The sequence below is a fragment of the Algoriphagus iocasae genome (assembly GCF_014206875.1).
Taxonomy (GTDB): domain Bacteria; phylum Bacteroidota; class Bacteroidia; order Cytophagales; family Cyclobacteriaceae; genus Algoriphagus; species Algoriphagus iocasae.
This window is the reverse complement of the sequence record NZ_JACIJO010000003.1, coordinates 201,622-217,750: the sequence shown is the minus strand read 5'-3', so window position 1 is coordinate 217,750 and position 16,129 is coordinate 201,622. Positions and strand designations below refer to the sequence as shown.

The 16,129-nt window shown below is 39.4% G+C and carries 12 protein-coding genes; 7 read left to right on the top strand and 5 right to left on the bottom strand.

The genetic code is table 11. From position 1 onward, the window contains the following. Window positions 1-2: 2 nt before the first annotated feature. On the bottom strand, window positions 3-971 hold the full coding sequence (locus tag FHS59_RS15255) for a KpsF/GutQ family sugar-phosphate isomerase (RefSeq protein ID WP_184496286.1): 969 nt from the start codon (window positions 969-971) through the stop codon (window positions 3-5). Window positions 972-1,069: 98 nt separating this feature from the next. Here FHS59_RS15255 and recQ point away from each other — a divergent pair, with 98 nt between their 5' ends. From recQ to FHS59_RS15235, 4 genes are read left to right on the top strand one after another with little or no spacing between them, the layout of a single operon-like run. After that, complete coding sequence (recQ, locus tag FHS59_RS15250; RefSeq protein ID WP_184496285.1) at window positions 1,070-3,247, top strand: DNA helicase RecQ; 2,178 nt, start codon at window positions 1,070-1,072, stop codon at window positions 3,245-3,247. A 14-nt stretch (window positions 3,248-3,261) separates the two neighbouring features. Beyond that, entirely contained in the window at window positions 3,262-4,551 is a 1,290-nt protein-coding gene (gene purD / locus FHS59_RS15245; RefSeq protein WP_184496284.1) for a phosphoribosylamine--glycine ligase, read from the top strand. A gap of 42 nt (window positions 4,552-4,593) precedes the next feature. Then, window positions 4,594-6,123, top strand: coding sequence for a regulatory iron-sulfur-containing complex subunit RicT (ricT, locus tag FHS59_RS15240; protein WP_184496283.1), 1,530 nt, complete (start codon window positions 4,594-4,596; stop codon window positions 6,121-6,123). Further along, on the top strand, window positions 6,116-6,571 hold the full coding sequence (locus FHS59_RS15235) for a gliding motility lipoprotein GldH (protein ID WP_184496282.1): 456 nt from the start codon (window positions 6,116-6,118) through the stop codon (window positions 6,569-6,571). Before ricT ends, FHS59_RS15235 begins: the two co-directional genes overlap by 8 nt. A gap of 99 nt (window positions 6,572-6,670) precedes the next feature. Here FHS59_RS15235 and pgi read toward each other — a convergent pair whose 3' ends face one another. Further along, the gene (gene pgi, locus FHS59_RS15230) at window positions 6,671-8,314 is read right to left on the bottom strand and encodes a glucose-6-phosphate isomerase (protein WP_184496281.1); all 1,644 of its coding nucleotides are present in this window, start codon (window positions 8,312-8,314) and stop codon (window positions 6,671-6,673) included. A gap of 230 nt (window positions 8,315-8,544) precedes the next feature. On the opposite strand from pgi, the gene FHS59_RS15225 reads away from it, so the two are divergent. Beyond that, on the top strand, window positions 8,545-9,330 hold the full coding sequence (locus tag FHS59_RS15225) for an energy transducer TonB (RefSeq protein WP_184496280.1): 786 nt from the start codon (window positions 8,545-8,547) through the stop codon (window positions 9,328-9,330). Between the two features lie 160 nt (window positions 9,331-9,490). After that, window positions 9,491-10,153: an energy transducer TonB gene (locus FHS59_RS15220; RefSeq protein WP_184496279.1), complete on the top strand. Its 663-nt coding sequence runs from the start codon at window positions 9,491-9,493 to the stop codon at window positions 10,151-10,153. Between the two features lie 230 nt (window positions 10,154-10,383). On the opposite strand, the gene acnA is transcribed toward FHS59_RS15220, so the two are convergent. After that, window positions 10,384-13,164, bottom strand: a complete 2,781-nt coding sequence (gene acnA / locus FHS59_RS15215; RefSeq protein ID WP_184496278.1) for an aconitate hydratase AcnA — start codon at window positions 13,162-13,164, stop codon at window positions 10,384-10,386. Window positions 13,165-13,313: 149 nt separating this feature from the next. On the opposite strand from acnA, the gene FHS59_RS15210 reads away from it, so the two are divergent. Next, on the top strand, window positions 13,314-14,372 hold the full coding sequence (locus FHS59_RS15210; RefSeq protein WP_184496277.1) for an endonuclease/exonuclease/phosphatase family protein: 1,059 nt from the start codon (window positions 13,314-13,316) through the stop codon (window positions 14,370-14,372). A 27-nt stretch (window positions 14,373-14,399) separates the two neighbouring features. Here FHS59_RS15210 and FHS59_RS15205 read toward each other — a convergent pair whose 3' ends face one another. Together FHS59_RS15205 and FHS59_RS15200 are read right to left on the bottom strand one after the other, a co-directional pair. Beyond that, window positions 14,400-15,380 carry an MlaD family protein gene (locus FHS59_RS15205; protein ID WP_184496276.1) on the bottom strand — a complete coding sequence of 327 codons (981 nt, stop codon included), beginning with the start codon at window positions 15,378-15,380 and terminating at the stop codon, window positions 14,400-14,402. After that, window positions 15,377-16,129: an ABC transporter ATP-binding protein gene (locus FHS59_RS15200; RefSeq protein ID WP_184496275.1), complete on the bottom strand. Its 753-nt coding sequence runs from the start codon at window positions 16,127-16,129 to the stop codon at window positions 15,377-15,379. Before FHS59_RS15200 ends, FHS59_RS15205 begins: the two co-directional genes overlap by 4 nt.

The following is a 16,129-nucleotide window of genomic DNA, read 5'->3' as shown; positions in this document are numbered from 1 at the left end:
GTTTATACGATGCCTTCTTTCATCAAGTCATGAATATGAACAAATCCTGCGATTTTCTCTCCATCCATTGCTACCAACTGTGTAATGTTGTGATTTTTCATCAGATTCAGCGCACGAATGGCAAACTCATCTTTTGAAATCGTTTTGGGATGAACAGTCATAATATCGGAAGCTTTCAAACGTTGAATATCCAACGATTTCTCTAGCATTCTTCGTAAGTCTCCATCCGTAATTATTCCTTTCAAATCCCCTTCAGCATTCACCACCGCGGTAGCACCAAGCCTTTTACCTGATATCTCGACAATTACCGCTGCCAAATCAGAATCTTCCTGAACCATTGGCAACTGGTCCTTGCTCAACAAATCACTGACTTTAAGATACAACTGTTTCCCCAAAGAACCTCCAGGGTGATACTTGGCAAAATCATCCGAAGTAAAACCTCTTGCTTCAAGAAGGCAAACTGCCAAAGCATCTCCTATCGCCATATGCACTGTAGTGCTGGTTGTAGGAGCCAAATTATGAGGGCAAGCCTCTTCTCCTATTGTCGCATTGAGAACAAAATCCGCATGCTCCGCCAAATAACTTTGAGTATTGCTGACCAAAGCAACAAGGACGGATCCTGACTTTTTCAGCAAAGGAACCAAAACTTTAATCTCAGGCGTATTCCCACTTTTCGAAATACAAATCACAATGTCTTCATCCTGAATCATACCCAGGTCGCCATGAATGGCATCTGCTGCATGCATAAAAAGTGCTGGTGTCCCAGTGGAGTTTAATGTAGCCACTATTTTATTGGCAACAATGGCACTTTTACCCACACCTGTCACGACTACGCGCCCAGAGGAGTGAAGAATCCTATCCACACAAGACTCAAAATCGCCATCTATAAATTCTATTAAATTTAAAATAGCATTCGCCTCATTTTGCAATACTCTGGTGGCTGTATTTCTAATATTTTTAGCTAAATTCAATTTTACCTGCGTTTATCAGTAAATTCGTACAAAGGTATAAAAGTAATGAATCATTCCTGTTTACAGGCACGGTACACCCTATAAAGCACCTGTTTCAAGTGGAAGAAAAAGTAAAATCAGAACTCAAGAAAATCTTTGGATTTAGTCAGTTTCGAGGGAATCAAGAACCCATCGTAGACAACTTGCTTAGCCAAAAGAACACTTTCGTCATTATGCCGACGGGAGCAGGAAAATCGTTGTGTTATCAGTTACCCGCTGTAGTCTCTGACGGCACCGCGATAGTCATTTCACCATTGATCGCTTTGATGAAAAATCAAGTCGATCAGCTCAATGCAATTGGTGTAAATGCCCATTTCCTAAATTCAACACTAAACAAATCAGAAGCTACCAAAGTCAAAAGTGAGGTTCTCAGCAAGAAAACCAAACTACTTTATGTAGCACCTGAGTCTTTGACCAAAGAAGAAAACATTGCTTTCCTGAAATCGGCACACTTAAGTTTCGTGGCTATTGATGAAGCACATTGTATTTCCGAATGGGGTCATGACTTCAGACCTGAATATCGGAAGATCAAGTCTATCGTTGCGCAAATTGCGCCAAACTTGCCGATTATTGCATTGACTGCTACGGCTACACCCAAAGTGCAGCAGGATATCCAGCGAAATCTTCATATGGAAGAAGCAGACTTATTTAAGTCTTCATTCAACCGAACAAATTTATTTTATGAAGTAAGGCCGAAGGTTAAAAACGAGTCCAAAAAGCATCTGATTAAATTTATTAAGTCCCATAAAGGCAAATCCGGTATTATTTATTGTCTGAGCAGAAAGAAAGTGGAAGAAATAGCCCAACTGCTCCAAGTCAATCAAATAAATGCTGCTCCTTACCATGCCGGTTTGGATTCTGCTGTTAGGATAAAAAATCAAGATGATTTCCTAAATGAAGAACTTGATGTCATTGTAGCCACCATTGCATTTGGGATGGGCATTGATAAACCAGATGTCCGTTATGTGATCCATTATGATGTTCCAAAATCGCTAGAAGGTTACTATCAGGAAACCGGAAGAGCCGGTCGCGATGGACTGGAGGGACATTGTTTGATGTTTTACAGATATGAAGACATCGTCAAGCTGGATAAATTTAACAAAGACAAGCCGGTCACAGAGCGGGAAAACGCCAGAGTACTGCTTCAGGAAATGGCAGCATATGCAGAAACTGGAGTTTGTAGAAGGAAGTTTATCCTGAATTATTTTGGGGAGACTTTTGAGAAAGACTGTGGCTATTGTGATAACTGTAAGAGAGAGCGGGAGATTTTCGAAGGCATGTCCTATATCCAAACGGCATTAGAAGCGGCTATGGAGACAAATGAACGATTTGGAATCGAGCATTTAGTAAAAGTAATCATAGGCGAATCCAATGAATATGTCACCAGTTACAAGCATGATCAGCTTCCTGTGTTTGGTAAGGGTAAAGTGGTGCCCGAAAAATATTGGACCTCTATCATTCGCCAAGCAATGATTTTTGACTTTTTGGAGAAAGACATTGAGTCTTTCGGAGTTTTAAAACTCACTCCAAGAGGCAAAGCATTTATGGAAGCTCCTTATTCAGTAAATCTCTACAAGGATCATGAATACGAAGCAGAATCAGCTTCAGATACTCCTGACGTGGAGATCTCAGCAGGAATTGCATATGATGAGAAACTTTTCGAACTGCTAAAGGCAGAAAGAAAAAAGGTAGCAAAATCCAAAGGATTACCACCTTATGTGATCTTCCAGGACCCATCCTTGGAAGAGATGGCGACAGTATATCCAACCACCAGAGAAGAGCTCGCGCAAATCAACGGTGTTGGTATGGGAAAAGTCGCTAAATTTGGAGCTTCGTTCCTGAGAATCATTTCTACTTATGTGGAAGAAAATGAGATTGAGACCGCCTCGGAAGTGGTAGTGAAATCAGCAGGATCAAGATCAAAAATAAAAATTACGATCATTCAACAGATTGATCGTAAGATCGACTTGGATGAGATCGCCGAAAACCTGAATATCAGCATGTCTGAACTTCTTCAGGAAATCGAGCAGATCATCTATAGCGGCACAAAATTAAATATCGATTACTACATCGAAAATATCATGGATGAAGATCGGGAAGATCTACTCCATGATTATTTCATGAATGCAGAAACCGATCGTATTAAAGAGGCATTGGAGGAACTTGAAGATGAGGATTTTGCAGAGGATGAATTGCGGGTCTATCGGATTAAGTTTATCTCCGAGCATGCCAATTAACTAGAATTGAGTCAATGAATATACTCTTATTAGGAAGCGGGGGCAGAGAACATGCCTTTGCTTGGAAAATTGTACAAAGTCCAAAATGCTCGCAACTTTTCGTTGCACCGGGGAATGCAGGAACTGCTGCTATTGCCAAAAACATCAACCTTTCTATTACTGATTTCGAAGGAATAAAGAATTTCATTCTTGAAAATTCCATCGAATTGGTAGTCGTAGGACCAGAAGAACCTCTTGTAAAAGGAGTAGTAGATTATCTTCTCAATCAAAAAGAAACGACTGCAATCCCAGTGGTTGGTCCTTCTCAATTAGGAGCCACTTTGGAAGGTAGCAAGGATTTCTCCAAGAGATTTATGCAGCGAAACAATGTCCCAACTGCTGCTTATGAGACATTTACTGCAGATCAAATCGATGCAGGTCTTGCCTATTTGGACACACAAAAACTTCCTATAGTTCTGAAAGCCGATGGACTGGCTTCAGGAAAAGGCGTTTTAATTTGCCAGACTTTGGATGAGGCAAAAGCATCATTTAAGGAAATGCTGCTGGAGCAAAAATTCGGTGCGGCATCTGCAAAAGTTGTTGTTGAAGAATTCCTTTATGGAATTGAGCTTTCTGTTTTTGTGGCTACTGATGGAAAAAGCTACAAGATTTTGCCGGAGGCAAAAGATTATAAAAGAATCGGTGAAGGCGACACTGGATTAAATACTGGAGGAATGGGAGCTGTGAGTCCGGTGATTTTCGCGGATGAAGCTTACATGAAAAAGGTTGAAGAACTCGTAGTCAAACCTACGGTAGATGGCCTTGCAAAGGAAAACATTCCTTACAAAGGTTTCTTGTTTATCGGATTGATGAATTATGAAGGCCAACCTTACGTCATCGAATACAATGTAAGAATGGGTGATCCTGAGACCGAAGCTGTTCTGCCAAGAATAGAAAGTGATTTTGTGGATTTGCTGGTTGGAATCGGTACAGGAACATTAGAAAATTATAACCTCAAAATCTCCCCAGATTATGCCACAACTGTCGTGATGGTAAGTGGTGGATATCCTGAATCTTACGAAAAAGGATTTCCCATTTCCCTTCCCGAAAAAGCGGATCAAACGATCGTTTTTCATGCAGGAACTTCTACCAATGACAAAGGGGAATTAGTCAACCAAGGAGGCCGTGTCATGGCTATTACCGGGATGGGAAAATCTTTGGATGCAGCTTTAAAGAATGCTTTTTCCACAGTTGAAAATATTCATTGGGAAAAGGCGTATTACAGAAAAGATATCGGACAAGATATCTTGAAACTGATGAAATAAACCCAAGTTTACCCAGGATTACGATCCTGTAACTATATACTTATGAGTGGATGTACAACTTGCTCTACCTCTTCTGGAGGATCCGGCGGCTGCCAAAATAATGGGAGTTGCGGAACGAGCGATTGCAATAAAATGAATTCCTTCGACTGGCTAAGTCACATGGGAATTCCTGAGGTGGATACCTTTGATATCGTAGAAGTGAAATTCAAAGGAGGCAGAAAAGAGTACTATAGAAACGTAGACTATTTGCCTTTGACTACTGGAGATCCAGTCGTGGTGGATGTACCAAATGGTCATCACATCGGATATGTATCTCTCCAAGGTGAATTGGTACGCCTTCAGATGCAAAAGCGTAAAATCAAAAATGATGATGAGATTCTTAGAATCTATCGTATTGCCACTGAAAAAGACCTTGAAAAATGGCAAGAAGCCAAAAATAGAGAAATACCTACTCTTTATCGATGCAAGCAAATCGTCGATGAGCTTGGCCTAAAAATGAAAATGTCTGACATCGAATATCAGTCAGACAACTCAAAAGCTACATTTTATTACTCTGCTGATGATCGGGTTGATTTTAGAGAATTGATCAAAGTTCTTGCAGGAGAATTCAGAATTCGAGTAGAAATGCGCCAAATCAGTCTTCGACAAGAAGCCGGAAGAATTGGTGGATTAGGAGTTTGCGGTAGAGAATTATGCTGCTCCACTTGGCTAGTTGATTTCAAAAATGTAAGCACTTCAGCTGCACGTTATCAAAATCTTTCTCTTAATCCTGGCAAGCTAAGCGGACAATGTGGAAGATTGAAATGCTGTCTCAATTATGAATTGGACACCTACATGGATGCCATCAAGGATATTCCTCAAATTGAGCGTCCATTGATGACTGAGGCTGGGCCTGCGAAACTTCAGAAAACAGACATTTTCAGAAAAATGATGTGGTTTAGCTACAACAATGAAAATGACTGGCATAGCATCACCTGTGACAGAGTCAATGAAATTCTTGCTTTGAATTCAAAAGGCATCAAGGTATTTAACTTACAGGTAAATGAGGCTTCTGATATTGAGGACTTGGCAGCAAAATCCACAAGAGAATTAGAGCTTTTGGATAAGAAGTTTGCTTCCAGCAATGCCCCAAAGAAAAAACGTAAGCCAAGAAACAAAAACAGAAATAATCCGAAATCTTCAAATCCGCAAAAAGCGGAAGATTCAAATAATAGCCAACGTGTAAATCCTGCTCCAAAGCAAGAAAATGCACCTCAGCAGAATCAGAATCCAAGCGGCGAACCAAGAAGAAAGAAGAGAAATAACAGGAATAAGAACCGAAATCAGCAAAACCCTGCTGCTCCGGTACAAGGAACAAATCCTCCAAAAAGACAGGGAGGAAATAAACCTAATCCGAAGCCTCCAGTAGAAGGGAAAAAGCAAAAGCCAACTCCAGAAGCCAAAAAACCTCAGCAAACTCCAAAAGGAGAAAGTAAACCTGAAGGCAGGCCTGAAGGAAAACCAGCTGGAAAGAAAAAATTCCCACCTAGAAGAAACCAAGGTCCAAATCCTAATTCATCTGGAAATGAATAAAGCGTTTGTTTTCCTTTGCTTCATTACCTTATTGGGATCATTTGCGTGCTCTGAAGATCGGATTTTTGAGGAATTCCAGCCTTTGACCAATCAAAGTTGGGGAATCGAAGACAGCCTTACATTTGATCTGAGCAAGATTGAACCAATGGGCCATCCAAGCCTAATTGCCTTTCGATTCAATGAGGAATATACCTTTTCTAATTGCTATGTCAGGGTTTTGAGCAAGGATTCATTGGGAGTAATCATTGAAAATAAATTGATCAATGTCCCATTATTTGATTCAAAAACTGGAGAACCCCAAGGAGATGGTTTTGGAAGTACTTATACATTCTATGATACTTTGCCGTTTCAGTTTCAAGCAGGAACAAAATCAGTGACGCTGCTTCAATATATGAGGCAGAACCAGTTGCCTGGAATTGAATCAGTGGGATTAAAGATTCTGAAATAGAACTGACCCGCCAAACGGAGTTAAAATCTTAATAAAATAAAACAAAACCCCGGCTCTTTCATGAGTCGGGGTTTTGTTTTATTTCGGATAGAAGTCAGCCTATCTCATTTTCTTATAAGCATTGATCAGGCCGTTTGTAGAACCATCATGGGAGGTAACTTCTTCATCACCTTTGAGCTCTGGAAGAATTCCGTTTGCAAGAACTTTTCCTAATTCCACTCCCCACTGATCGAAGCTGAAAATATCCCAGATGACACCTTGCACAAAGATTTTGTGTTCGTACATCGCGATCAATTGCCCCAAGGTATACGGAGTGATTTTCTTCACCAAAATAGAATTGGTTGGTCGATTTCCTTCAAATACACGATGCGGGGCAATTTTCTCAATTTCCTCTTCAGATTTCCCTGATTTTGCCATTTCAGCTTTCACCTCTTCCAAAGACTTTCCTTTCATCAAAGCTTCTGTTTGCGCGAAGAAATTGGAAAGCAACTTTGGATGATGATCGCCAATCGGATTATGGGAAATTGCAGGAGCAATAAAATCACATGGGATCAAATGGGTACCCTGATGGATTAATTGGTAAAAAGCATGTTGGCCATTTGTCCCAGGTTCTCCCCAGATAATCGGTCCAGTGGTATAGTTAACTTTTTCTCCATTTCTGCTGACATATTTACCATTGCTTTCCATGTTTCCCTGCTGGAAATACGCTGCAAAACGATGCATATATTGATCATATGGAAGAATTGCTTCAGACGCAGCTCCTTGAAAATTGGTATTCCAAATTCCAATCAATGCCAAAATCACAGGGATATTTCTATTAAACATGGAATGTCGGAAATGCTCATCCATGGCATGAGCACCATGAAGCAATTGCTCGAAATTATCGAAGCCGATGGCACATGCAATTGGTAAACCTATAGCGGACCAAAGAGAATACCTTCCTCCTACCCAATCCCAAAATGCAAACATGTTTTGGGTATCAATTCCAAATGCCTCTACTGCTTTCGCATTGGTAGAAAGAGCAACAAAATGCTTTGCTACAGCCTTTTCATCCTTTGCATATCCCAAAAACCAATCCCTTGCAGAATGCGCATTGGTCATGGTTTCCTGAGTAGTAAATGTTTTGGAGGCAATAAAGAACAAGGTTGTTTCAGGATCAACTTTTTTCAAAGTTTCAGCCATATGCGTTCCATCCACATTGGAAACAAAAAATATTTCAAGGTCTGGGTTTTGGTATGGCTTCAGCGCCTCAGTCACCATCACTGGCCCTAAATCCGAACCTCCAATACCGATGTTGACTAAGGATTTGATTGGTTTCCCAGTGTATCCAAGCCATTGCTTGTTTTGGATTTTGTCTGCAAAACTTTTCATTTGGTCCAAGACTTTCTGAACCTCAGGCATTACATTTTCCCCATCTACATAAACCGCGTGATCCGATTTATTTCTCAAAGCTGTATGCAAAACAGCACGATTTTCAGTCTGATTGATGGCTTCCCCAGAAAACATATCTTCGATCGCTAGATGCAATTCGGTTTCTCTAGCCAAATCACAAAGTGCTTTCAAAATATCATCATTGACCTTATTCTTCGAAAAATCGACCAAGATGTCTTCTAACTGCAAGCTATATCGCTCAAATCGCTCGTGCTCTTCTAAAAGCGATAAGATTTTAAGGTCTTTATGTTCTTCCGCAAGTTGCAATAATCTGCCCCAAGCCGGAGTGGTAGTAGGGTTAATTGAATTCATGATAAGGTTAAAAGATAGGTATGGCCAGCAAAATTAAGACTTATCCTGAGGGATAAAAGGATTTTTGGAAATTGGGAAAGGTGGAATTATTGGCAAGCCAAAAAAAATAAAATGGAAGGATTAAGATTTTCCTAGAATCAATTTTTTAATGAATAGAGGAAATCCAGATCTGAAAAAGAAAAAAGCAGAGTTCTTGTGGCAAAAATTAATTTTGGATAGATTAAAATCGAATGAAAACCGCTTTGAAATATAATTGCCAGTTTATCCTACTTCATGTTTTTTGGTTGATTTTCATCCAACTATTTACTTCAAATGCCTATTCTCAGGGCTTTGATGTCACTCCTTTAAATAGGCATTTTTATCCTACCCTATCGATGAGAGATCCGAATACGGTTTATTCTCAAATGAAAAGTTACAATGAGGATGGTTCGACTTTCACTCAAATAACGGATCTACAAAACCGGGTAGTTAAAACCATTCAGGAAGGAAAAAATCCGCACAATGGATCTCTGGAAATAGTAGAAAGCCTTTTTGACACAGATGGCAATTTGATCATGAGAAGTGAAGAAAACTCAGATAGTTCGAGAAAATTCATTTTCTATTATGAAGATGGTGCCCAAGTGGCACATGTAGAAACCCTCGGTAGCAATGATTTTGAAATATGGAGAATGTCTTCTTCCAATCGGTATAAATCGACTAGAAATGACTTCGAACCTTCTTTATTTCCAAATGACAAAGACTGGAAAAAATTCGTTTTAAAGGAGAAAAAATTTCTACCCGAAGCCCAAAAACAAGGAATGGAAGGCACTGTGATCCTCGCTTTTTTAATTGACAAAAATGGGCAACGAATCAAAACCGAAGTAGCTAACTTCAATGAACTCCCCAACATTTTAACCTCCGAAGCTTTAAGGATCGGTGAGTTATTTGTAGGCAATTATAACCCGGCTATCAATCACAAAGGAGAAACGGTCGAAGCTTGGCTTTACCTTCCAGTGGGGTTTTATTTCTATCGTTAAAGAGGTTATTTAAACTTAAAAATATATTTTAGTTTCAATATTCATTCACGATTACAAAAGCATGTATTTAAAAAGGCAAATACCCTTTCTTCTACTTTTCATTTTAGGTTTATTCTCAAACAATCTTCTCGGGCAACAAATAGAAATAGTTTACCTGAATATGTACTTTTATCCAATAGAGGAATCTGATACGGCCTCTTACTTTTACAAATCCATCACCAGTGAAGATAAAAATGGCAATGCAATTGAGCGAGTTTTCACAAAATCAGATCAATTGGTAAGAATTACCCGATCCTCCTACAATGCAGAGGGGAGGTTTAACCAAGAGGAAACAGAAAACTACAATCTATCCGGAGAATTGATTTCCCAAAAAACCAAAAATACCGACAATGGTCTCTTCCTTGCCAAATACTATGACAAAGGAACATATATCGGAGAAGCTTTATTAACGGTAGACAGAACTTATGAAATCACCAAACCAGGATCCAGTGATGTTGTAACAACAGAATTTAATGAATTTGAACCAGCTCCTTTCACAGACAAGTTAATTTGGCAAAAACACCTGATGAAAAATCTGAGTTATCCTCAAGAAGCCAGATCAAAGCGGGCTGAGGGAACGGTTATAGTAGCTTTGCATATAACTGAACAAGGGAAACTTGAAAAAATAGAAATTGTAAATCCAGTAGGCTCGGAAAAATCTTTAATCGAAGAAGTGCTCCGAGTTACAAAATCCTACAAAGGACAATTCTTGCCTGCTCGGGATTTGGATGGAAATCCAATAAAAGGATGGCTTACCATACCAGTTAGATTTAAATTGAGTTAAACAAGACAAAACCCGCTATCGCTAGCGGGTTTTTATTCTTGTGAATTTTGATATAAAACGCTTGTCAGTCCGAGCGGAGTCGAGGACAATCATTTCACATATTGTAAAAGGGCTTGGACTTAGCTCAGTCTGACAAAGTCATCACTATTCTATAAACTTAAATTTTTCTTACTTTCAATGCCTTTCACCGCAGGTCGCTCCAAGCCTCGGTCATCGGGCATCAATCAAACTCAATCCTTCAAGAAATCTCTTAATACATAATTGAGAATTCCACCGTGTTTGTAATAGGCAATCTCCACTTCAGAGTCCAACCTTGATTTCACCTTGAAATCTATCTCTTTTCCATCTTTGGTCACTGCTTTTGCATCGAAAATCTGACCTGCCTTTAATCCATTTTCAATTCCTAGAATGCTAAACTCTTCAAATCCAGTCAAGCCGAGAATTTCAGCGCTTTCTCCTTTTTGGAATTGTAAAGGTAAAACACCCATTCCCACCAAATTACTTCTGTGGATTCGCTCGTAACTTTCGGCAACCACAGCTTTGATACCAAGCAGGTTTGTACCTTTTGCTGCCCAGTCCCTTGAAGAACCCGAACCGTATTCCTTACCTGCCAAAACGATCAACGGTGTTCCCGAAAGCTGATATTTCTGCGAAGCATCAAATACTGACATTTCCTCATCATCAGGAATGTATTTGGTAAAGCCTCCTTCTTGGGTTGACAGTTGGTTTTTAATTCGGACATTGGCAAAAGTCCCTCTTACCATTACCTCGTCATTCCCTCTTCTGGAACCATAGGAATTAAAATCCGGTCTCTCCACTCCTCGTCCAACAAGATATTTTCCAGCTGGAGTATCGGGTCTGAATGAACCCGCTGGAGAAATATGATCCGTCGTAATGGAATCACCGAGTTTCAAAAGAACTCTGGCATTTACAATGTCTTTTGCATCTGGTACATCCACGGAAATCCCTTTGAAAAAAGGAGCTTCTTTAATGTAAGTACTGCTTTCATCCCATGGATAAATTTCACCTTCACCAGATTGAAGTTCTCTCCAAATATCATTTCCTTCGAAAATTTCTCCGTAATTTTTCTGATAATCATCCGGTGTCAATACTTTTCTGGCTACTTCTGCAATTTCTTCATTAGTTGGCCAAATATCCTCCATATATACAGGTTCCAGATTAGGATCATAACCTAATGGTTCATTATATAAATCCACATCCACACGTCCCGCAATGGCATAAACAACCACTAGCATCGGTGACATTAAGTAATTCATTTTCACTTGAGGATGTACCCTGGCTTCGAAATTTCTGTTTCCGGAAAGTACAGATGCCACCACCAGATCATTATCCTCAACCGCTTGGGCAATATGACGTGGTAAGGGACCAGAATTCCCAATACAGGAAGTACAACCATAACCAACTGTGTGGAATTTTAAAGCTTCCAAATCTTCTAAAAGTTCAGATTTTTCCAAATAATCAGTTACTACTTTGGATCCTGGCGCCAAAGATGTTTTTACCCAAGGCTTCACATCCAAACCTAATTGTCGGGCTTTTCTAGCTACCAAACCTGCCCCGAGCATCACTGAGGGATTAGATGTATTGGTACAGGAAGTGATCGCTGCGATGACAATAGAGCCATCATACAATTCAAACTTTTCATTATGAAGTTTGACAGAAACTGACTTGAGTCCATTTTTTATCTTGGTTTTTATCTCTGTTTCTGCGGGAGCTTTTTCGTGGGACTGGTCTTCTGTTTGTCCCCCACCTTCTTCTACAAATCGGGCAACTTCCTCCCTTTTGTCGATTGGAATATATTCTCTCCCATGGACTGCTTGAAGCAACTCCTCAAACTTTGGCTTAAAGTTCCTTACCAAAATCTTATCCTGAGGCCTTTTTGGACCGGAAACAGTCGCTTCCACTGTACCAAGGTCTAATTCGACTACCGAACTATATTGAATCAGTTCCTCATCTTTTCGCCAGAGCATATTTGCTTTGCAATAATCCTCCACCAGCTTGATCTGATCTTTCGATCTGTTGGTTTTTCCCATATAATCCAGTGTACGATCATCTATTGGGAAATAAGTTACAGTACAACCAAATTCCGGAGACATATTAGAAATCGTAGCCCTATCCGGTACAGAAAGATTATCCAATCCAGGACCATATACTTCCACGAATTTTCCCACTACTCCGTGCTTTCTTAGAAGTTCAGTGATAGTCAATACCATATCTGTAGCTGTAGTTCCGGCTGGTAATTTTCCTGTCAGTTTCAACCCAACTACTTCGGGCATAATGAAAAATATAGGCTGTCCCAACAAAGCAGCTTCCGCTTCGATACCTCCGACTCCCCAACCTACTACTCCGATACCATTGACCATTGGAGTATGGGAATCTGTTCCGACCAATGTATCTGGAAACACCTTTCCATCTCTTAAAATCACGCCCTGAGCCAAGTATTCAAGGTTTACCTGATGGCAAATCCCCATTCCAGGAGGAACAACAGAAAAATTATCAAAGGATTTCTGAGCCCATTTTAGAAATTGATATCGCTCAGCATTTCGCTCATATTCCACTTCCACATTTCTTTGGTAGCTATAATTGGTTCCGAAATAATCTACCTGCACAGAGTGATCAATGACGAGATCCACCGGGATTAATGGGTTAATCATTCCAGGATCTTTCCCTTTTCTTTTGGCCTCAGATCTCAAGGATGCAATGTCTACAACTGCTGGAACCCCGGTAAAATCCTGCATCAAAACACGGGCAGGTTTGTATGGAATATCTTCATCGGAAGGTTCCGGTTTCCAGTTGAGAAGGGTATTTAAATGTTCTTTTGTAATTGAAAAATCATCAAAATTACGGAGGGCATTTTCTAAAAGAATTCGAATGGAGAAAGGAAGTTTTTTGATATTCTTTCCACTTTGCTGAAGTTTTTCCAGAGACCAATAATCGTAAGTTCCGGATTCGGTCTTCAAACTTGATTTGATTTTGAAAGGGTCTTGGTTCATGATAAAAGAGTCTAAGTAAAAAACAGGATACATACAATTAACCTGAAAAAGGCAAATGAAATTCCATTAAGTCAAATAGAAGCCCAAAATCTTGCCAATATTTAGCTTATTTGTAGATCTTTAAATTAACACTAGAATACACAAATTAAATGGGAGAGATACTCTTACGTATTTTTAGTACGTTTTTTATTTTCGCAACTTTTTTTCCATTGGTCAAATTAGATTATTGGTGGGTTCGGATATTCGACTATCCTAGACTTCAGAAGTTGGCAATCATTTTAGCCTTGGCTGTTCTATGGATTTGGAAATTAGATAATTCATTAGAAATTGAGCCATACCTTTGGATTGGCTCTTTGTCTTTTTGTACCATATACCTTACAAGTAAAGTCCTACCATTCACGCCATTGGGAAAAAAAATGATTGACACCGTTTCTTTTGAAGAAGCTAGGGGAGTTCATATTTTGGTGGGAAATGTCTACCAATACAATAAAAATTATCAACTGGCTGTAAATCTTGTAGAAAGATCAAAACCTGATATTATTTTCCTGGTTGAAACAGACGAAGCTTGGGAAAAAGGTATGTCCAAAATTGAAAATGACTATCCTTTCTGTATCAAAATTCCACTAGATAATACTTATGGATTACTTTTTTATTCCAAATTAGAAATCATCAAACAGGAAATTCATTATTTAATTGACGATGAAATACCTTCTCTTGAACTCGATATTAAACTCCGAAATGGGGAAAAAATTACCGTTTATGCGATTCATCCTACACCACCTGTACCAGGAGAAAACACAGAAAGCACTGAAAGAGATGCTGAAATATTGATTGTAGGTAAGAAATCAAAAGAAAATAAAAATCCATCATTGGTGATTGGAGATCTTAATGATGTCGCTTGGAGCTATACGACAGAACTTTTTCTTAAGATTTCGGAAATGGCAGATCCTAGAAGAGGACGAGGACTATTTAATACTTTTCATGCCAAAGTACCGCTATTCCGGTGGCCACTTGACCATATATTTTTAAGTAAGCATTTTGGACTTGCATCCATGAAAGTAGAAAAAGGGATTGGCTCTGACCACTTTCCAATTTCGATGAAAGCGGTTTTGACCATTCAAGAAAACACGGAGACGATGAAGGCAAATGGAGAAGACAAAAAAGAAGCAGAAGAAAAAATTCAAAATGGAAAGGATGAGAATCAATAAAAAAAGGTCCAAAATGGACCTTTTCTTTTAATTGTTTTTCGCTTCTTCTTCAGCTTTTGCTTTCCGCTTAAAGCCTTTTTTGAATGGCCAGGTATATTCCAAAGCTTCAAGACCACGATTCAGATTATATGTAGCTGAATCTGTATTGATCATGGTTTGTTTCAGATTTTTGGCAAACTCTTCGTCATTTAGCAAAACTCCAATCGAGTTGTCTTTTGAGTTGAATTTATCTGTGATAGCTTTTAGCTCTTCCGTCATCTCTTCTGAGTTGGCTGCAGTTGCTTTCAAGCTTCCCATTGTTTCTCTCAACTCAGTAGCCATTGTGGTATCAGTTACCAAGTCATTGAATAAGTTTCCTTCCTGATTCAATTTGGCAGTAAATGTATTGAGATCAGTCAACATCTTATTACTGTTTACAGAAGCTCTGTTTAGATTTCCGATGATGGATTTGAAGCTTTCAGCAAGAGTAGAATCTGTCAAAACCGCTCCAACTATACCTTCTCCAGCTGCTAATTTGCTGGTCAGTTTCTTTAGATCATTGGTGATCTCTACCAAGTTCTCATTATTCTCCTGAAGAGTTTCCATCATCTTATCGGTATCCAAAGGCATCACTGATTCCAATCGATCCCCATCTTCCACCGGTGGTGCCATGGTAGTTCCTCCATAGATGACAATGATTTTATTCCCGATCAAACCATCAGAGCTGATAGTAGCTTTTGAATCCTTACGGATAAACTCCACCACTTCTTCCTCGACATTCATTTCGATTTCCACCTGGGAATCTCCGTAGAAATTGATTTTACGGACTGTACCGATTTTCACACCCGAAAACCAAACATTATTTCCGGACTGTAATCCACCGATATCATCAAAAACGGCTTTCAAATGGATTGCTTTCACAAATTTCTTCTGCTGGCCGCCCAAGGTCAAAATACCGGCTACCAGGATGGCAATTCCTATGAATACAAATATGCCTACTAAAACGTTGCGTTTATTTTCACCTCTCATGAATCAATGAAATTATAATCGTAAAATGATTTGACTCGCCCATCTTTCGCATGAGCAAAAACATCGTCAAAGCTTCCAATTGCTTTGAATTGTCCATCCAATAGTACTGCCTGTCTATCTCCTGTGACTTTGGCACAAGTAAGATCGTGGGTAATGACAATGGATGAAGTGTTATACTGTTCTCTGACCTGGACAATCAGATTATTAATATCCATACAAGTAATCGGATCCAGACCTGCTGTCGGCTCGTCATAAAGCATGATTTCAGGATTTAGGATCAAAGTACGAGCCACACCGATTCTTTTCTTTTGACCACCAGACAATTCTGAGGGCATTTGATTAATCGATTGTGGTAAACCTACACTGTCCAACAGCTCCTCTATTTTTCTGGTAATTTCTCCTCTGGTCAAGTTTTTAACATTTCTAACCAAAGGAAACTCCATGTTTTCCCGCACAGTCATACTGTCGTAAAGAGCAGAGTTCTGGAAAGAGAATCCAATTTTCAACCTAAGCTCATTCAATGCTTTGGTACCTAAAGTGGAAACTTCCTGACCAAGCACTTTCATACTTCCTTCATCCTGTTTCAATAAACCTACCATGATTTTAATCAAAACAGATTTACCGGAACCTGACTTTCCTAGTACTACTAGATTTTCTCCTTTATATAAATCTAAATCTACTCCTTTGAGAACATCCAAATCCCCAAACGATTTCATTAAACCTTGTATTTCAACTACTTTTTCTTCCAT

Coding starts and splice junctions, on each gene's coding strand:
- FHS59_RS15210 (WP_184496277.1), top strand. CDS start 13,314: ATGGGAGAGATACTCTTACGTATTTTTAGTACGTTTTTTATTTTCGCA.
- FHS59_RS15200 (WP_184496275.1), bottom strand. CDS start 16,129: ATGGAAGAAAAAGTAGTTGAAATACAAGGTTTAATGAAATCGTTTGGG.
- FHS59_RS15225 (WP_184496280.1), top strand. CDS start 8,545: ATGAAAACCGCTTTGAAATATAATTGCCAGTTTATCCTACTTCATGTT.
- FHS59_RS15235 (WP_184496282.1), top strand. CDS start 6,116: ATGAATAAAGCGTTTGTTTTCCTTTGCTTCATTACCTTATTGGGATCA.
- FHS59_RS15205 (WP_184496276.1), bottom strand. CDS start 15,380: ATGAGAGGTGAAAATAAACGCAACGTTTTAGTAGGCATATTTGTATTC.
- ricT (WP_184496283.1), top strand. CDS start 4,594: ATGAGTGGATGTACAACTTGCTCTACCTCTTCTGGAGGATCCGGCGGC.
- FHS59_RS15220 (WP_184496279.1), top strand. CDS start 9,491: ATGTACTTTTATCCAATAGAGGAATCTGATACGGCCTCTTACTTTTAC.
- acnA (WP_184496278.1), bottom strand. CDS start 13,164: ATGAACCAAGACCCTTTCAAAATCAAATCAAGTTTGAAGACCGAATCC.
- pgi (WP_184496281.1), bottom strand. CDS start 8,314: ATGAATTCAATTAACCCTACTACCACTCCGGCTTGGGGCAGATTATTG.
- purD (WP_184496284.1), top strand. CDS start 3,262: ATGAATATACTCTTATTAGGAAGCGGGGGCAGAGAACATGCCTTTGCT.